At 49.2% G+C, this 17,484-nt stretch carries 12 protein-coding genes; 4 read left to right on the plus strand and 8 right to left on the minus strand.

Going from position 1 to position 17,484, the window contains the following annotated elements; genetic code table 11:
* The first annotated feature begins 131 nt into the window (after positions 1–131).
* Complete coding sequence (mgtA, locus tag QZX97_RS05035; RefSeq protein WP_295653348.1) at positions 132–2,846, plus strand: magnesium-translocating P-type ATPase; 2,715 nt, start codon at positions 132–134, stop codon at positions 2,844–2,846.
* Between the two features lie 156 nt (positions 2,847–3,002).
* The gene (locus QZX97_RS05040) at positions 3,003–4,346 is read left to right on the plus strand and encodes a carbohydrate porin (RefSeq protein WP_295653350.1); all 1,344 of its coding nucleotides are present in this window, start codon (positions 3,003–3,005) and stop codon (positions 4,344–4,346) included.
* Positions 4,347–4,402: 56 nt separating this feature from the next.
* Here the strand turns inward: QZX97_RS05040 and QZX97_RS05045 are convergent, their stop codons facing one another.
* The 3 genes from QZX97_RS05045 to recQ all read right to left on the minus strand — a co-directional run bounded on the left by QZX97_RS05045 (position 4,403) and on the right by recQ (position 8,373).
* The gene (locus QZX97_RS05045; RefSeq protein ID WP_295653352.1) at positions 4,403–5,053 is read right to left on the minus strand and encodes a DUF47 family protein; all 651 of its coding nucleotides are present in this window, start codon (positions 5,051–5,053) and stop codon (positions 4,403–4,405) included.
* Between the two features lie 48 nt (positions 5,054–5,101).
* Positions 5,102–6,160 (minus strand): ATP-binding protein, encoded by a 1,059-nt coding sequence (locus QZX97_RS05050; protein ID WP_295653353.1) that lies wholly within the window; start codon positions 6,158–6,160, stop codon positions 5,102–5,104.
* A gap of 62 nt (positions 6,161–6,222) precedes the next feature.
* Entirely contained in the window at positions 6,223–8,373 is a 2,151-nt protein-coding gene (recQ, locus tag QZX97_RS05055; RefSeq protein ID WP_295653355.1) for a DNA helicase RecQ, read from the minus strand.
* A 94-nt stretch (positions 8,374–8,467) separates the two neighbouring features.
* Between recQ and QZX97_RS05060 the strand changes: the two genes are divergently transcribed.
* Positions 8,468–10,972, plus strand: coding sequence for a M14 family metallopeptidase (locus QZX97_RS05060; protein WP_295653356.1), 2,505 nt, complete (start codon positions 8,468–8,470; stop codon positions 10,970–10,972).
* A 27-nt stretch (positions 10,973–10,999) separates the two neighbouring features.
* Here the strand turns inward: QZX97_RS05060 and QZX97_RS05065 are convergent, their stop codons facing one another.
* The 5 genes from QZX97_RS05065 to QZX97_RS05085 all read right to left on the minus strand — a co-directional run bounded on the left by QZX97_RS05065 (position 11,000) and on the right by QZX97_RS05085 (position 16,939).
* Positions 11,000–11,212, minus strand: coding sequence for a type II toxin-antitoxin system HicA family toxin (locus tag QZX97_RS05065; protein WP_295653358.1), 213 nt, complete (start codon positions 11,210–11,212; stop codon positions 11,000–11,002).
* Positions 11,205–11,423: a type II toxin-antitoxin system HicB family antitoxin gene (locus QZX97_RS05070; protein WP_295653360.1), complete on the minus strand. Its 219-nt coding sequence runs from the start codon at positions 11,421–11,423 to the stop codon at positions 11,205–11,207. Before QZX97_RS05070 ends, QZX97_RS05065 begins: the two co-directional genes overlap by 8 nt.
* 97 nt (positions 11,424–11,520) lie before the next feature.
* The gene (locus QZX97_RS05075) at positions 11,521–14,703 is read right to left on the minus strand and encodes an error-prone DNA polymerase (protein WP_295653362.1); all 3,183 of its coding nucleotides are present in this window, start codon (positions 14,701–14,703) and stop codon (positions 11,521–11,523) included.
* Between the two features lie 4 nt (positions 14,704–14,707).
* Complete coding sequence (locus QZX97_RS05080) at positions 14,708–16,204, minus strand: DNA polymerase Y family protein (RefSeq protein WP_295653365.1); 1,497 nt, start codon at positions 16,202–16,204, stop codon at positions 14,708–14,710.
* 3 nt (positions 16,205–16,207) lie between these two features.
* On the minus strand, positions 16,208–16,939 hold the full coding sequence (locus QZX97_RS05085) for an Error-prone repair protein ImuA (RefSeq protein ID WP_295653366.1): 732 nt from the start codon (positions 16,937–16,939) through the stop codon (positions 16,208–16,210).
* 91 nt (positions 16,940–17,030) lie between these two features.
* On the opposite strand from QZX97_RS05085, the gene QZX97_RS05090 reads away from it, so the two are divergent.
* Positions 17,031–17,303 (plus strand): hypothetical protein, encoded by a 273-nt coding sequence (locus QZX97_RS05090; RefSeq protein ID WP_295653367.1) that lies wholly within the window; start codon positions 17,031–17,033, stop codon positions 17,301–17,303.
* Positions 17,304–17,484: the final 181 nt, after the last annotated feature.

The following is a 17,484-nucleotide window of genomic DNA, read 5'->3' on the forward strand; positions in this document are numbered from 1 at the left end:
TTAACCTAATGGTAACATTAGGTTCAAAAATTTACACTGATGTTTACCTTGCTGTGAACACTAACAAATAACAGAATATACGGGTATGCTATAAAATTGGGTATAGCATCAATTTATAAGGGAAAAGTACCATGTCAACTACAGTTAAAGAAAAAAGAAGGCCGCTCCGTTTTATTAAAAGTAACGGGCATAATGCCGGCGAGTTTGAGTCGCCCGCTTCTTTAAAACTCAAAGAAGTAGCCAAAGGCGATAAAGAGGCCTTTTTGGCATTGTTGGAAAGTGATGAGAACGGGCTAACGTCCGCGCAAGCAAAGGAACGCCGTAGTGCGGTAGGCATCAACGAAGTTGAGCATGAAAAAGCACCAAGTTGGTACATACAATTATTTGAGGCATTTGTAAACCCTTTTATCGGGGTGCTGCTGGTATTGGCCATCGTGTCGTTCATTACGGATGTTTATATGAGCAAAACAGCAGCCGACCGCGACTATACTACGGTAGTTGTTATCAGCACCATGGTGCTTTTGAGTGCCCTGCTGCGTTTTGTACAGGAGTTTAGGAGCAACCAGGCTGCCGAAAAGCTGAAGCAGATGGTAACTACAACAGCTACAGTTATCAGGGCCGAAGGGAAAAAGGAGGTGGATATCAAAAGGCTGGTACCCGGCGACATCATTCAGCTATCGGCGGGTGATATGATACCTGCGGATGTGCGTATTATGCAGTCGAGGGATTTGTTTGTGAGCCAGGCCATGCTTACCGGCGAGGCTTTACCTGTTGAAAAACGCGAAGGCGCGATACCTAACGCCGCAAAAATTTCGCCTTTGGAGTTAGATAACATCTGCTTTATGGGCACCAACGTAGTGAGCGGGACTGCTATTGCCGTGGTGGCCAATACCGGTGGCGAAACTTATTTTGGTTCGCTGTCTAAATCGTTGTTGGGCAAACGTGCCGAAACCAGTTTTGATAAGGGTGTAAACAGCGTGAGCTGGCTGCTTATCCGCTTTATGCTGGTGATGGTGCCGCTGGTGTTCGTCATCAATGGTTTTACCAAGCATAACTGGTTAGACGCTTTGCTGTTCGGCATATCGGTAGCGGTGGGTTTAACGCCCGAAATGCTGCCCATGATTGTAACAGCCAACCTGGCCAAGGGCGCGGTAAATATGTCGAAACGAAAAGTGGTGGTTAAACGATTAAATGCAATCCAAAATATTGGTGCAATGGATGTTTTGTGTACCGATAAAACAGGCACGCTAACGATGGACAAGATTGTATTGGAGCGCCACCTTAACGTATATGGCACCGAGGATACCGAAGTGATGAAGTGGGCCTACCTGAACAGTTATCACCAAACGGGCTTAAAAAATCTGTTGGATGTTGCTGTGCTGGAGCATGTGGACATCCATGCCTGTTTGCGGGTGGGCGAATCGTACAAAAAGATTGATGAGATACCTTTCGATTTTCAGCGCAGGCGTATGTCGGTAATTTTGGAAGAAAACGACCACCGGCATTTGCTTATCTGTAAAGGTGCAGTTGAAGAAGTGTTAGACCTGTGCACCCATGCTTTTAACCCCGGCGAAGACAGCCAGCTGCAGATAGACAGTGACGACATTATGCCGATAGACGATAACATCAGGCAAACGATACTCAAAACATCAAAAAAACTGAACGAAGAAGGCCTGAGGGTTTTACTGGTGGCTGTTAAACAATATGAAGAGCGCCCGCTTACTTATTCGATAGCGGATGAGAGCAATATGATTTTAACGGGCTTTATCGGCTTTTTAGACCCTGCCAAGCCATCGGCAACATTGGCTATCGACGCGTTGCAGAAACTGGGGGTAAAAATCAAGGTGCTTACCGGCGATAACGAGATCGTAACTAAAAAGATATGCAAGGATGTAGGTATCCCGATAACCAATGTGCTGATGGGCCGCGACCTGGAAACGATGAGCGATGAGGAGCTGACCAGTAGGATAGACGACATTAGTATTTTTGCCAAGTTGAGCCCGCTGCAAAAATCGCGGGTGGTAAAGGTGTTACAGGCAAAAGGGCATACGGTGGGCTTTATGGGCGATGGTATTAACGATGCCGCCGCTTTGCGCGACGCAGATGTGGGCATATCGGTTGATACCGCTGTGGATATAGCAAAAGAAAATGCCGACATTATTTTGCTTGAAAAGGACCTGATGGTGCTGCGCAAAGGGGTAATTTACGGGCGCCGTACTTTTGGCAACATCATCAAATACATCAAGATGACGGCCAGCAGCAACTTTGGTAATATGTTCAGTATGCTGGGTGCCAGTGCCTTGCTGCCCTTTTTACCGATGCTGCCGATACAGATATTGATTAACAACTTGTTGTACGATATATCGCAGATATCGATACCATGGGATAAGATGGATGAAGACTATATAGAAAAGCCACGTAAATGGGACGCGAGTGGTATCAGTACATTTATGATGATTGTAGGGCCCATCAGTTCGATATTTGATTACGCCACCTTCGCGGTGATGTGGTTTGTGTTTAAAGCCAACTCGCCGGCACATCAAAATATGTTCCAAACGGGCTGGTTTATCGAGAGCTTGTTATCGCAAACGCTTATTGTACACATGATACGCACCAAGAAGATACCTTTTATACAGAGCTGGGCAACGGCGCCTGTAGTGGCTTTAACGTCAACTATTATGCTTATCGGTATTATTTTGCCGTTTTCGCCATTCGCGGGGGCATTTAAACTGGAAGCCTTGCCATTTACTTTTTTCCTTTGGTTGCTGGCTATACTGTTTAGCTATTGCCTGTTGACACAATTGGTTAAAAACTGGTTCATACATAAATTCCATCAATGGCTGTAAGGTAGTTGCCGGTTTATGTTAGGTAAAATCATGTCGTTTTGAGGTAGTTAACACACCCTTAAACTGCATGATACTTTTTTATTCATAAATATTCAATAATTTTTAGACTAATCTAAAAAAATAATTAGATTTGTTTAAAATAATTCAAGCCTTAGCATGAAAAAACTTATATACATCACCATATTGAGTGTTTTAGTTAGTGCTTTTGCGCAGGGACAAAACACCACTACCCATCCGCCTGATTCAACCCAGCAATGGAACATGCACTTCCAGATGACGGTTATCGACCAAAGCCACCCGGCCTTCAGCGCGGCTTATTCGGGGCTTAACAGTTTAAACAACAGCGAAGAAGAGGCGCTATCGCTAACCACTACACTGTATATCGGCAAAAAACTCTGGAAAGGTGCATCGTTGTATTTTGACCCAGAAATTGCCGGTGGTACCGGCGTCAGCGAAGCACGCGGGGTAGCAGGTTATACCAATGGCGAAACTTTCAGGATTGGCAATGCAACGCCGGAGTTGTACCTGGCCAGATTGTTTTACAGGCAATACATCGCGTTGGGCGGGCCGGAGCATGATAAACTGACCGATGAGGACATCAATCAGCTAAAAGAATACGTGCCCGAAAAACGGCTGGTTATAACGGCGGGAAAAATGGCTGTTTCGGATTTTTTTGATGCGAACGCATACAGTCACGACCCGCGTATGCAGTTTATCAACTGGAGTTTGATGAGCAATGCCGCCTGGGATTATGCGGCCAACACCCGTGGCTATACTGATGGGGTAGTGCTGGAATACATCAGCCCGACATGGGAAGCAAGGGCGGCCATGAATTTGGAGCCAACTTACGCCAATGGCCCCGAATTGGACTATCACTTTTTGGACGCGCACAGCCAAACTGTTGAAATATGCAGGCATATTAAATCCAATAACCGCAATGGTGTGATCAGGCTGATGGCCTTCAGGAACGTAAGTAAAGCCCCCGCTTACCGCGATGTAATTAATGCTTATTTGAACCATACCGACCCATCATTAGACGTGATATACGGCAAAAGCTATGGGGGTGTTAAATATGGCTTTGGCTTAAACGCGGAACAGGAATTATCGGATAATTTAGGTATGTTTTTGCGCGGAAGCTGGAACGATGGCAAAACGGCAACCTGGGCCTATACTGAAATTGACCGCACAGCAAGCTTAGGCTTAAACTATAATGGCAAAAAATTTAACAGGCCCGATGATAATTTTGGAGTAGCGGGCGTAATAAACGGCATATCGGCCGACCACCGCGACTTTTTGAATGTGGGCGGTTATGGCTTTATTATTGGCGACGGGAAACTGACCAATTACAGTGCCGAGAAGATTGTGGAGGCTTACTATAGCGCTAAAATCAATAAAACGCTGTACCTATCGGGCGATTACCAGTTTGTGGACAACCCGGCCTACAACGCTGACAGGGGGCCGGTGAGTGTGTTTAGCATCAGGGTGCACGTGGAGTTTTAGTCTGAAAGAAAAATATCGCGCAAAGGCGCCAAGACGCAAAGGAAAAAACAGATTGGTTATACGTTTTTAACCAGGATGGTTTCGAGCACGTTGGCTACGTCTTCGCACTTATCGGTAGCGGTTTCGAGGTTGGATAGCACCTCTTTGTATTTGATGAGTTGGATGGCATCGCGTTCGTATAAAAACAGGTCGGCAACGGCGCGGTCGAATATTTTGTCGGCCTGATTTTCGATACTGTTGATACGAACGCAGGAATCGGCGATGCCACGGATATTTTTCATGTCACTCAACTCCCTGATGGCTTTTTCCATATCAGTGGCAGCCTGCAATACCAACTCTGCCAGCTTTTTGATGGGCTCGGTAATATGGTCGATATGGTAAAGCACCATGCGGCCTGCGGAGCCGTTGATATAATCGGCTACATCGTCGATAGCGCTTGCCAGGGCCGCGATATCTTCCCTATCGAAAGGAGTAATGAAGGTTTTGCTTAATTCGAGGTAGATGCGGTGTGTAATCTCGTCGCCGGTGTGTTCCAGTTTATTGATGCGGGCGTATATATCCTCGCGGGCATGGGGGTTAACCGTATTTACCGCATCCAAAAAATTGCCTGCCATAGCAACCACATTCCCCGCCGCGTTTTCGAACAAGGGGAAAAACACCTTTTTATCTTTCGGGACAAAATAATGTAAGATGCTGTTTATTGACATCTGTGGAAATTTATAATGCAAAGGTAAAGCTGCATTATTAAATTTATGTTAGCTTTTCAATACGGGTAATACAGGAAATGCAGATTGTTTAACTTTTTGCAAGGTAAAACCAAAAGTTGAGCCTATTCCTTCGGTACTGCGTACGTTGATGGTTTGCTGGTGCGATTCGATGATGTGCTTAACAATGGCCAAGCCGAGGCCTGAGCCACCGATCTGGCGCGAGCGGCTTGAATCGGTGCGGAAAAAGCGTTCGAACAGGCGGGGCAGGTATTTTTCTTCGATGCCGATGCCATCGTCGGTTACTTCAACTAATACCTGATCGTGCAGGTCGTAAATCCTTACCGCTGTTGTACCGCCTTCTTTACCGTATTTAAACGAATTATCGATGAGGTTGACCAATACCTGCTGAATTTTTTCCCTGTCGGCGTTCACCATAGTGGGTTCATCGTACTTTTCTTTGAACACCAGTTTAATTTTGTATTGGTCGGCTTTAAATTCAAGCGACTCGATTACTTCTTTAATCAGTTCGTTGAGTTTAAATTTTGAATAATTGATAGGTATCTCGCCGGTTTCGAGTTTTGATATTTCGTCGAGGTCTTTTACCAAATAGCTCAAACGGTCCACGTTTTTTGCCGCTTTATCTAAAAACTGGCGCATCATTACGGGGTCGTCCATATCGTCTTGCAAAGCCTCGATATAACCCTGGATGGCAAAAAGTGGTGTTTTAAACTCGTGCGAAACGTTTGACAAAAAATCGCGGCGGAACTGCTCCTGTTTTTTGAGGCCTTCAATTTCGCTCTTTTTTTGCCGGGCCCAATCCTGCACGTCTTTCTCCACGTCGTTTATCGGGTCGGATGATACATGGTCGCCAATGGCGTCTTTCAAATCCTTGCCGAGTTTAAGGTTGTGGATGAGTTTGTAGATGATTTTGATTTTGGCAACGATGTATTTTTCTATCAGGTAATAAAAAAACACAAAACTGGTAGTAATGGTTGCCGAAAAGGTAACCGCCACATCATACCAGCTTTTGCGGAAATAAAAATTGACCGCCGAAATGGTAATGGCCACCGCCAAGGCGCAAATTAAAACAAGGACACGGAGTTTCATTACCGCAAATATAAGTTTAGTATTTGGAAATGGTTCGTTTTAACAATTTGATAACGTGTACATCAGGGGGTGGTTTTCATCCCTTCTAACCATGCGGTTACTGCCTTTATCTCGGCGTAGCTGTAATCATCGCCCAAAACTTCTTTTAACGGGGCCAGCCGCTCAGCACCATAGCTTTCGATGGCATCTTTTATGGCGGGTATCTTTGCCGGATCGACGAGTTCGGATACATCAATCTCGCCGGTTTTTACAAAATTGCTCAGATGGGCTTCAATGGTCATGGGCGAGAGGTTGCGTGTAGCTGCTATTTCGGCGATGCTGAGCCCGGCTTTAAACAGGGTAAGGCTTTCGGATTGTGTGCCATTACTGCGCGGCGCTTTAACCTTGCGCTCGCGCTTGGGCGATTTTTGGCTGATGCGCGACGTGAGGTTGAACTGTTTGCAATAATCTACCACCGCAGCTTCGAACTGCGCGCCGTAGCGTTCCAGTTTAACATCGCCAAAGCCGGATATTTGTCTGAGTTCAGCCTTATTTTGCGGCAGGTAGGTGGCCATTTCGAGTAAGGTAGCATCCGACAGGATGATATAGGCCGGTACATCCTCGTTCATGGCGATATTCATGCGGACACGTTTCAGTTCGGATAACAGGCCTGCCTCATAAGGCGGCGCGAATTGCGGCGTTTCGCGTTCGTGCAATACCTGGGTTTTGGTGAGCAAAACTTGTTGCTGGCCTTTTAATACCAATGAGGCTTTGGGCAATAGTTTTAATACGGGGTATGGGTCGCCTTCGCTTTGCAGGTAGTCTTGCGCCATCAGTTCGCGGATGTATTGCTGCCATTCGGCTTTGCTGATATCGGCACCGATGCCGTATGTTTTGAGTTGTTTGTGGGCATCGCGTATCTTTTCGCTTTGCGAGCCGCGCAGGAAATCGATAACGTAGGTCATGCCGAAACTTTCGTTGAGGCGGGCAATGGCGGAGAATAGTTTTTGGGCGATGATGGTGCCGTCTATCTTTTCAATATCACTTAAACAAACATCGCAGGCGCCGCAATCGGCTGGGGCTTGCTCGTCAAAATACCGCAACAAAAACTGGCGGCGGCAGGTTTGCAACTGGCAAAAGCGCACCATGTCGTCGAGTTTTTTGAGCATAATGCGGCTTTGCTCTTCGTTGCCTTCCACACGGGCAAAGCGTTTTAGTTTTTCGGCATCGCCTTGAGAAAAAAAGAGTAAAGCCTGGCTCGGCAAACCATCGCGACCGGCGCGGCCGGTTTCCTGATAATAGCCTTCGATGTTTTTGGGCAGGTCCATGTGCACCACATAGCGCACGTTCGATTTGTTGATGCCCATGCCAAAGGCGATGGTAGCCACGATGATTTTTACTTCGTCGCGCAAAAAGGCTTCCTGGTTTTTGTCTTTGGTGGCCCGGTCCAGCCCCGCATGGTAAGCACGCGCCGCATAGCCCTGTTGTACCAAATCGGCAGCGAGGTTTTCGGTGGATTGTCGCGATAAGCAATAGATAATGCCCGAATCGTCTCGATGCTCATCCAAAAATCTGAGCAACTGGTCGAAGCTTTTCTTTTTTGGCGCGACACGGTAATTGATGTTATGCCTGTCGAACGAGGAAATGAAGATGGCGGGGTTATGCAGGTTCAGTTTATCGAGGATGTCCTGACGGGTTATTTTATCGGCCGTAGCGGTTAGCGCGATGACCGGGATGTTTGGAAAGGCTATTTTCAGCCCCGCCAGCATCAGGTATTCGGGGCGGAAATCGTGCCCCCAGTGTGAAATACAGTGGGCCTCGTCTATGGCGATGAGCGAAACTTGTAAGGTTTTTAAAAAGTCGATAAGGCGGCTTTCGGAACTGAAGAGGCGCTCGGGCGCGAGGTACAGCAGTTTGATCTGGTTATTGCGCAGTTGTTGGATGAGTTGCTGCTGCTCATTATCGTTTTGCGATGAGTTGAAGAAAGCGGCTTTGATACCGTTGATGTTGAGGGCATCTACCTGGTCTTTCATCAGCGCGATGAGCGGGGATATGACCACCGTTAAACCATCGAACATCACGGCAGGCAACTGGTAGCAAATGGACTTGCCCCCGCCGGTAGGCATGAGCACCAAGGTATCTTTTTGTTGAATTATGTTGTTAATGATGGCTTCCTGCTCGTGGCGGAAGCCGTTGTAACCAAAATATTTGTGCAGTGCCTGATGGGTTGTCATTCCCTGTAAAGTTAATGTGGAAACGATGTTTATCCGCAAAAGCGACGCGGTTTTTGAGAAATCTTTTTTAGCTTAGCCTGTGATAGTACTTTATATGAAAAAATACGCCTTATTGAGCCTTTCTGTTTGCCTGTTTTTTAATGGCATAGCGCAACAAATAAAATCGCCGGCCGAATATTTGGGTTACCCATTGGGCAGCCAGTTTACCCCGCATTACCGCATAGTTGATTATTTTGTATATCTGGCGCAGGCCAGCAAAAACATCAGGATACTGCAGTATGGTACTACCAATGAGAACCGCCCGCTGTTTGTCGCATTCATCGCTTCGGATGCCAATATGGCCCGCATTGAGGATATCCGCAAGAACAACCTGCGCCTGGCGGGATTGGAACCGGGTACACCCGATATGACGGCACCGGCAATAGTATGGCTAAGCTATAATGTGCATGGCAACGAGCCCAGCAGCAGCGAAGCTTCGATGCAAACGGCTTTTGATATGGTAAATCCCGCGAATGCGGCACCCAAGGCTTGGCTGGCCAATACCGTGGTGGTGATAGACCCTTGCCTTAACCCCGACGGCCGCGAACGCTACCTTAACTTTTATAACCCTATACATAACTTGATACCAGATGCCAATAGCTCGGCGCGGGAGCATGCTGAGCCCTGGCCGGGCGGGCGTGTGAACCATTACTATTTTGACCTAAACCGTGATTGGGCATGGCAAACCCAAAAAGAGACACAGCAACGGCTGGCTTTATACAACCGCTGGCTGCCGCAAATACATGTCGATTTTCATGAGCAGGGGGCCAACAGTCCGTATTATTTTGCGCCGGCGGCGGAGCCTTTCCACAAAGTGATTACCCAATGGCAGCGCGATTTTCAGACCCAGATAGGGAAAAACAACGCCAAATATTTTGATGCGAACAACTGGATGTATTTTACCAAAGAAGAGTTCGATTTGTTGTACCCTTCGTACGGCGACACCTATCCGTTGTACAATGGTTCTATTGGCATGACCTATGAGCAGGGCGGAATTGGTGCCGGGCTGGCCATTGTGAAACACGATGACGATACACTGACCCTTGTCGACCGGATAAACCACCACCACTCTACCAGTTTAAGTACCATCGAAATTGCATCGGCAAACGCACCGAAGTTGTTGAGCGAGTTTAAAAAGTTTTTTGGCAATAGCGTAAGCAACCCTGCGGGGGATTTTAAAGGTTATGTGATAAAAAACGATAATCCCGATAAGATTGAGAAACTGGCCGAAATGCTTAACCGCAACGGCATACAGTACGGTTTTGGCGGAACGGCCACAGCACCGGGCTTTAATTATTTTACAGGCAGTACCGAAGCATTCAGCATTGCACCCAGCGATATGGTGATTGACGCGCACCAGCCAAAATCGACTTTGTTGAGCGTGCTGTTTGAACCCAAGACTTTTATGACCGATAGCAATACCTATGATATTACGGCTTGGGCACTACCCTATGCCTATGGACTGAAAACCTACGGCCTAAAACAAAGCATTAAATGGCAGGCTACCGAGATGCCGATAGATTTACCAAAACCTATGGCCATACCACACCCTTATGCCTATGTGTGCGACTGGAAATCGATGGAGGATGTGAAGTTTTTGTCGGCTTTGTTGCAGCAAAAAATCAAGGTGAGGTATAACGAAAATGCTTTTGAAGCCGGGGGCAAAAAGTTTGAACCGGGCGCGTTGATTATTGCGCACGCGGGCAACAGCCAAGCTAATTTTGACCAGGTAGTACAAGCTACGGCGTTGAAATTCGGGCGGAATTTAACGGCGGTGGCCAGCGGCTTTGTGGATAAGGGGGCGGATTTTGGCTCATCGCAAATCAAGTTCATCAGCAAGCCGCATGTTTTGTTGGTGGCAGGCGAGGGCGTGTCGCACAGTACGGGCGAGGTATGGCATTTGTTTGAACAGGAAATAGGTTACCCCGTTACTCTAGTACGCTTACAGGACCTGAACCGCATAAAATGGAGCGATTTTGATATCGCGATATTGCCTGATGGCAGCGGCTATGGCAATTTACCTTTTGATAAGTTGCAGGCCTGGGTAAACGATGGCGGAAAATTGATTGCCATGGAAAACGCGGTAAGCAGTTTGGGCGATAAAAAAGGCTTTTCGATAAAGTTGAAGGACGCGAAAAAGGATGATAAAAAGGACGACAAAAAAGCTATTGATGCCAAAGATCTTATCCCTTATGGCGACCGGGAGCGTGAGGCGCTGACAAACAGCATACCGGGCGCTATTTATAAACTGACGCTTGATAATACACACCCCCTGGCCTTTGGGATGCCTAAATACTATTACTCGTTAAAATTAAGCGACGACCTATATGAATACCTGGGCGATGGCGGCTGGAACGTGGGCATTATTAAAAAAGGCGCTTACCAGGCCGGTTTTGTTGGGCAAAAAACCTTGACAAAACTGAACGATGGCATGTTGTTGGGTGTGCAGAATGCCGGTAGGGGTACAGTAATTTATATGGCCGATGACCCCTTATTCCGTGATTTTTGGGAGAACGGGAAATTGCTGTTTAGCAATGCCGTGTTTATGGTTGGGAAGTGATTTTGAGGTCGGAGGTCGCTGTTTTTTTTACCTAAAATCATTTTCCGTTAAGCCCGCCTGACGAACAATTGAACGAAAGGTGCCGAATGGGATTTCCTTTTTACCTGCCGGCACAATTGCCGTTAATACAGGGTTGCCTGGTTTTCGGAATTTGGCATGGCTGCCTTTTTGGGAAATGAACGTAAAGCCATGTTTGTTTAAAACCCTGATAATATGATCAGACGAGTAAAGTTTAGGCATAGCTTAAAGTGGTGCCTACAATCTCAGGTTTTTCAATCAAAGTAATATCGGGATGCGCGTTGTCTTCAAAAAACAGTTCCAAAGCCTCTTTTAAATTTGCTAAAGCATCCTCTTTCGAGTTTCCAAAACTTGATACATCCACATTAAGGCATTGTGCAACAAAATAATCGCCTTCTTTCCAAACCGCACTGTTGATTTCGATGGTTTTCATATTCAAATTTACTTAAAAATTATTAATCAAACAGGTTTTTAGTAGTGGCTATTTGGGGGCGTAGATTACTTCTGTTTGCGATAAGGTTAAGTCAATTTTACCTGAAATTTCTTCCTTTATGAAATACACTGCGGCTATCGGGCACGGGCGCGGTTGTTTCATCGGCGCGGGCAAGGGTAAGCAGGGGCAGGTTGTCTTCGTTGGTTATTGTTAACCCTCGTAACAAGCCATTCAGGTTAAAACAGGCCTTTGCTACTACGTGGATTACTTCGCCTTCTATCTGTAGTTTTCCATCCACCATAAACAGGCGCGATTGGATGATTTCTTTGCGGTATTTGTCGAACATTTTTTCCCATACCACAATGTTGGCCGCGCCGGTCTCGTCTTCCAGTGTCATAAACAGGATGCCTTTGGCTGTGCCCGGCCTTTGGCGTACGGTAATGAGGCCGCTTACCTTTACGGCATCGCCATCTTTCATCTTCTTGAGGTCGGCAATGGGTGTGTTGCGCAGGAGGTCGAGCTTTTCGCGCACTAAGGCTACCGGGTGATTTTTTAGGGAAAGGCCTGTTGATGCATAATCCTGCACTACGTGCTCGCCTTCAGTCATGAGGGGGAGTTGTATTTGTATCTCTTTTACGCTTTCGGATGGCTGGCCTTCAAACAATGCAACGGGCTTGTCGGCTAAAGCCGACACCTGCCATAACGCCTCGCGCCGGTCGGAGCCTAAGGAACGGAAAGCATCCGCATCGGTCAGTTTTTCCATGGCAGCTTCGGGCATACCGGCGCCGCGTAGCTGGTCGACATGGGTATATGGTTTGGTACGGGCGGCTATCAGCAGGGCCATATCTTCTTCGCGCAAGCCCTTTACCTGCCTGAAACCTAAGCGTACGGTATAGTAACTACCCTCTTTGGCCTCGAGGGTATTATCCCAAAAAGAATGGTTCACATCAACGGGCAGTACGGTAACCTGATGGTCGCGGGCATCGCGCACGATCTGGGCGGGCTGATAAAAACCCATGGGCTGGCTGTTGAGCAAGGCCGCGCAAAACACATCGGGATAATAATATTTGAGCCATGATGAGATGTAGACCAACAATGCAAAAGAAGCCGCATGGCTTTCGGGGAAACCATAGCCCTCGAAACCTTGTAACTGTTTAAATACCCGTCGCGAAAAGCCTTCTTCATAGCCTTTCTTTACCATGCCATCAACCAGTTTTTTTTCGTACAGGCCTAATTTGCCATTGGCTTTAAAACTGGCCATGCTGCGCCGCAGCTCATCGGCTTCGGCAGGTGTAAAACCGGCCGCGACAATGGCTATTTCCATGGCTTGTTCCTGAAAGAGGGGTACGCCCAGTGTGCGGCCCAGTATTTCCCTTAACTCCTGCGATGGGAACTCGACAGATTCTTCGCCGTTACGGCGGCGCAGATAGGGATGCACCATATCACCCTGTATGGGCCCGGGACGAACGATAGCTACCTCGATGACCAAATCGTAAAAACAGGTGGGTTTAAGGCGCGGCAGCATCGACATTTGCGCCCGGCTTTCTATCTGGAATACGCCGATGGTATCGGCATGGCATATCATTTCGTAAACCTTGGAGTCATCCTGCGGGATATTGGCCAGGGTTAATTTTTTGCCGTAGTGCTGCTGCACCAGGTCGAAGGCCTTGCGGATCATGGTGAGCATACCGAGGCCCAACACGTCTACTTTCAGGATGCCTAAAGCTTCGAGGTCGTCTTTGTTCCATTCCAGTTGGGTACGTTCTTCCATCCGGGCGTTGAGTATGGGGCACAGGTCGGATAATTTGTTATCGGTAATGACGAAGCCGCCGGTATGCTGCCCCAATTGTCGCGGAAAGCCCATGAGCTGGGTGGTTAGTTCCAATACTTTATAGATGCTTGGGTCATGCGGGTTGAGGCCCTGTTCGCGGAGACGGTCCTCATCGAACCCCTCTTCGCTAAAACTCCAGATGGTGCCGCCGATGCGTTTGATGGTATCTTCGGAAAGGCCCATTGCCTTGCCCACATCGCGGATGGCACCCTTGTGGCGTTCCTGGGTAACAGTAGCTACGATGGCGGCATGTTCGCGGCCATAATCTTCATAAATATACTGGATGATTTCTTCACGGCGTTCGTGCTCAAAATCCACGTCGATATCGGGCCATTCTTCGCGGGCATCCGACATGAATCGGGAAAATAACAATCGCGATTTCATAGGGTCGACAGCGGTAATGGCCAAACAATAGCAAACCGTTGAGTTGGCCGCCGAACCGCGCCCCTGGTGCAAAATGCCCAACTCTTCGGCTTTTTGGGTGTATTTGTATACCCGCAGGAAATAGGGAGCCAGTTTACGCTTTTCGATAAAAGCCAGTTCAAATTTAAGCTGGTCGGCTACCTTTTTGGGTACCTTACCACCATACCGTTCAAGTGCGCCTGCCCAGGTGTATTTGGTTAGGCACTCTTGCGGCGTGAGGCCATCCATTATTTTTTCTTCGGGTTCGATGTACTTTAAGGTATCGAGCGAAAAAGTGCAGGCTTCGGCGATGGATAGGGCGTTATCGATAGCTTCGGGATAATCCCTGAAGAGGCGGTGCACCTCGTCGATGGGTTTGATGAAACGCTCGGCATTGGCATGCAGCCTGAAACCGGCGTTATGGATGGTGCATTTTTCGCGGATGCAGGTGAGTACATCCTGTAGTTCGCGCCGGGCAGGTTCGTGGTAATGGATATCGCCAACGGCTACCATGGGCAGGTTGAGTTGGGCCAGGCGGTAGAGTTGTTTGGCATCATCGCCGCTGTACGAGCGGGTGGCGGCCATGTATACATGCCTGCCAAAGGCTTTACGGTATTGGGCCACGTGTTGTTTAAAGTCGTCATCATAGTCGAACCGTTCGTTGAGCGCAGCGGGCGGAACGATGATAAATTTGATGTCCTGTTTGTGGGCGTACACATCGGCTTTGTATAAATGGCATTCACCTTTTTCGGCGCGCAGGTTACCGAGGGTCAATAAAGCGGAAAGCCTGCCGTAGGCATCGCGGTCGGTGGGGTAGGCCAATAGGCTGGGGCCATCCAGCAGGTCGAGGCGGCAGGCGGGGATAAATTTAACGGGGAGCTTTTTAGCCGCCACGTGCGCGCGAACGATACCCGCCAAACTGTTGCGGTCGGTAATGGCAATGGCTTCGTAACCAAAAGCATTGGCCTGTTCCACCAGTTCATCGGGGTGCGAGCCCCCGCGCAGGAAGCTGAAGTTTGAAGTGGCTTGCAGTTCGGCGTATCTCATCGCGTTAAGCAAAAAAACCATGTAAATACCATTGCGGCGCGGCATCATAATGCCCCGAGCGGAAGAGCCAATAGCGTTGCCCGTCCGAATCTTCGACGGCGTAATAATCGCGGTGCTCGCCTTTATCGCGCCACCATTCGCGTTCGATGCGCTCGGGGCCGTCGGCTTTGGCGACGACGTGCCGCCTGCCTTTATAGGTAAACACCTTTGGCGGGTGGTCGGGCAGGAGGGCCATTACCTCTACCGGTTCGGGGCGGCGCAGCAGGCGCAGGGGGCGGCGTGTACCGGGCTGCCATTTTGTTTCGGGGATTTCGTGGAGCGAGATGGCGGGGCGAATAGAACGCTCGGGCCAGTAATGCTCGGCGGGTAAATAGCGGCGGATACGTTCGGGGCCAACTTTGCCGGCTATGCGGTCGAGTAGTTCGGCGAGGGCGGTATCGGCGAGGCCGGGTTTGCCTGCCCAGAGTTTTTCCTGAAGGGCATCTACATCCTCCACCTTGGGTGCTTCGAGTAAAAAGAGTTCGATACCGAGGGCAGGCTCTATTTTTCCAATTTGCAGCTGGAACAGTTTGAGCAGGTGCGACACACTGTGCGAACCCCGGTTGGTACTGATGCCCGCCTGCACCATTTTACCATCCACACGGTAACATTTTAATACGGCTTTGCGCAGGCCCTTGCCCTCGCTTTGTAAACGCAGGCAAAGCGCTTCGAGTAGTTTTTGAATGGCTATTTCGATGCCCGGCACGGTGCGGATGGGTTCGAGGCAGGGCAGGCGTTCGGTATAGGGTACGGGCGGGACGAGGGGTGTGATGAACTCATCTTCCACACCTAAAGCCTGGGCCAATCGCGATAAAAAACCCTCGCCAAAGCGACGCCTTAACACGGTTCGCGGAAGCTGGATAAAGCTTTTGATGGTAACAAAACCCAGTTTTTGCAGCTTTTCGAGTATAATGGGTTCAAGCCGGAGCGCTACGGGCGGCAAGTTGAGCAGGGCCTGCGCCTGCTGACCGCTTTGGATGATGGGCGTGGTTTTGCCATAACGTGCCACTGCCCAGGCCGTGCCGATGGTATCGGCAATGGCGGCGCGGGCATCGTAGCCGGAGGTGCGTAGTTTGTTGACGATTTCTTTGAGATACTCCCGCTCGCCGCCCCAGAGGTGCGCGCAGCCTGAAATATCGAGTATCAAGCCGCCGGGCAGGTCGACCGCTACGACGGGGGTGTAGCGGATGCACCATAAACCGAGTTGGCGCAGCAGTTTTGCTTCCTTGCCGGGGATATGGTCGAGCACCTGCAGATTGGTGGTGAGGGCCTTGGCATCGGCTGCAGCCATACCCCGGTGGATACCCTGCGCTTCGGCCAGGGGGTTAGCGGCGGTGATGATGATGCGGTTACGTTCGGGTGTGGCAAAAACAAAGGGCACATCCTTTAGTTCGGGCCGGCGAAGGCTGAGCCAGTCGGTAGTTAAATGACGGAACCATATGGACATGAAGCGCTTTTGCATAACTCATCCTATCATTAATTGCTGCGGTGCCGCCATGGCTTTGCCGATGACGCTAAAACCCGCCGGCGACCACTCGACCACCCAATTGCCGGGCTGCCCGTTGCGCACCCGCAACAGCTCTACCTTCCAGCGCGCGAAACCCAGACCGGGCAGGCCATCCACCGCCTCGCTGGGCAGGGGTTTAATTTGCCAGCGTGCCGCGCAGGCGGTTGAGCCCATTTTATCGGAGCGGTTGCGTAGCACAAAACCGGTTACGTGGCTTTGCTCCACCGCCAGCTGTAAACGGCGCGATTGCTTAAAATCGAGTTCGCGCAGTTCGCCTACTACGGCGGCCAGGCCGGTGCATTTGAGGGCTTCTTCCATTACCCAGAGCACGTCTTTATCTTTACCGAGGTTGACGAAGATGACACGGTCGGGCTCCAGCCCAAAAGCTTTTAGCGCTGCGGGGAAAACGTTTCCCGAAAGGCCTATCCATAAGCAGGCGCCCCCGTTTTGCATGAGTACCGATAGCAGGCCGCTTACAAAGCCGCCGCAGGCCGTGGCCTGACCGGTATTGGCGCAAACCAGTTCGTGCACGGCGCCAAGGGGGAACACCCCATTGGGAAAAGCTGCCTCGATAGCGCCCAGCCCCGCTGTTTGGTTGGTGCCCGCGGCGGGTGCCTTATAGCCTTCCCATTGCAAAATATCCTTTTTCAGGCGGGTGATGAGCTGTTTTTTATCGGGCGCGGAAAGCATTTCTATCTGTTTTACTGAAACGGGAAACAAATTTAATGCTAAAAATATTAGTAATTGTATTATATTTGAAAAAAATTTATGGGGTTGTAAAATGGCAAACGATACAGGGTTTACCGGGGCCGCCAAAGCCTGGGTGAAACGACAAAACGGCAAGGGCGAAATTGTGCAGGTTGCGCCCGACCCGGCATTTAGCGGTGCCGGGCAATGTTACCAACTGTACACCGCCTTTGGGCAGGAGCCCGATGGCCTGGGCCGCATACTGTTTGACGAGCAGGGCTATTGGATTTACGACGGCGACGTGTTAAGCATTGCCGAACAGGAGCAGTTGGCGAGGTTTATTATGGGGCATGGGGGGGAGTGGTGAATGGTTGATTTTGTGAGTGGTTGGAGAATCCGGGCAGCGGGGGCACACGCGGCACGTGGCTGTTGCGCAACGAACTTTTACAAGCATGTTAATTTTGTAGTAAATTGAGGTCCATTAGCTTTTATAACAACAGGGTCAAGTGTCACTTTAGGTTCTAACAGGTTCAATATAGCATCCCAAA

Source organism: uncultured Mucilaginibacter sp. (assembly GCF_903893715.1).
Taxonomy (GTDB): domain Bacteria; phylum Bacteroidota; class Bacteroidia; order Sphingobacteriales; family Sphingobacteriaceae; genus Mucilaginibacter.

Bases quoted from the DNA above. Each gene is read 5' to 3' on its own strand.
- recQ (WP_295653355.1), bottom strand. From the start codon at position 8,373: ATGACAACCCATCAGGCACTGCACAAATATTTTGGTTACAACGGCTTC.
- QZX97_RS05075 (WP_295653362.1), bottom strand. From the start codon at position 14,703: ATGAGATACGCCGAACTGCAAGCCACTTCAAACTTCAGCTTCCTGCGC.
- QZX97_RS05090 (WP_295653367.1), top strand. From the start codon at position 17,031: ATGGCAAACGATACAGGGTTTACCGGGGCCGCCAAAGCCTGGGTGAAA.
- QZX97_RS05060 (WP_295653356.1), top strand. From the start codon at position 8,468: ATGAAAAAATACGCCTTATTGAGCCTTTCTGTTTGCCTGTTTTTTAAT.
- QZX97_RS05070 (WP_295653360.1), bottom strand. From the start codon at position 11,423: ATGAAAACCATCGAAATCAACAGTGCGGTTTGGAAAGAAGGCGATTAT.
- QZX97_RS05085 (WP_295653366.1), bottom strand. From the start codon at position 16,939: ATGCTTTCCGCGCCCGATAAAAAACAGCTCATCACCCGCCTGAAAAAG.
- QZX97_RS05065 (WP_295653358.1), bottom strand. From the start codon at position 11,212: ATGCCTAAACTTTACTCGTCTGATCATATTATCAGGGTTTTAAACAAA.
- QZX97_RS05045 (WP_295653352.1), bottom strand. From the start codon at position 5,053: ATGTCAATAAACAGCATCTTACATTATTTTGTCCCGAAAGATAAAAAG.
- QZX97_RS05050 (WP_295653353.1), bottom strand. From the start codon at position 6,160: ATGAAACTCCGTGTCCTTGTTTTAATTTGCGCCTTGGCGGTGGCCATT.
- QZX97_RS05040 (WP_295653350.1), top strand. From the start codon at position 3,003: ATGAAAAAACTTATATACATCACCATATTGAGTGTTTTAGTTAGTGCT.
- mgtA (WP_295653348.1), top strand. From the start codon at position 132: ATGTCAACTACAGTTAAAGAAAAAAGAAGGCCGCTCCGTTTTATTAAA.
- QZX97_RS05080 (WP_295653365.1), bottom strand. From the start codon at position 16,204: ATGCAAAAGCGCTTCATGTCCATATGGTTCCGTCATTTAACTACCGAC.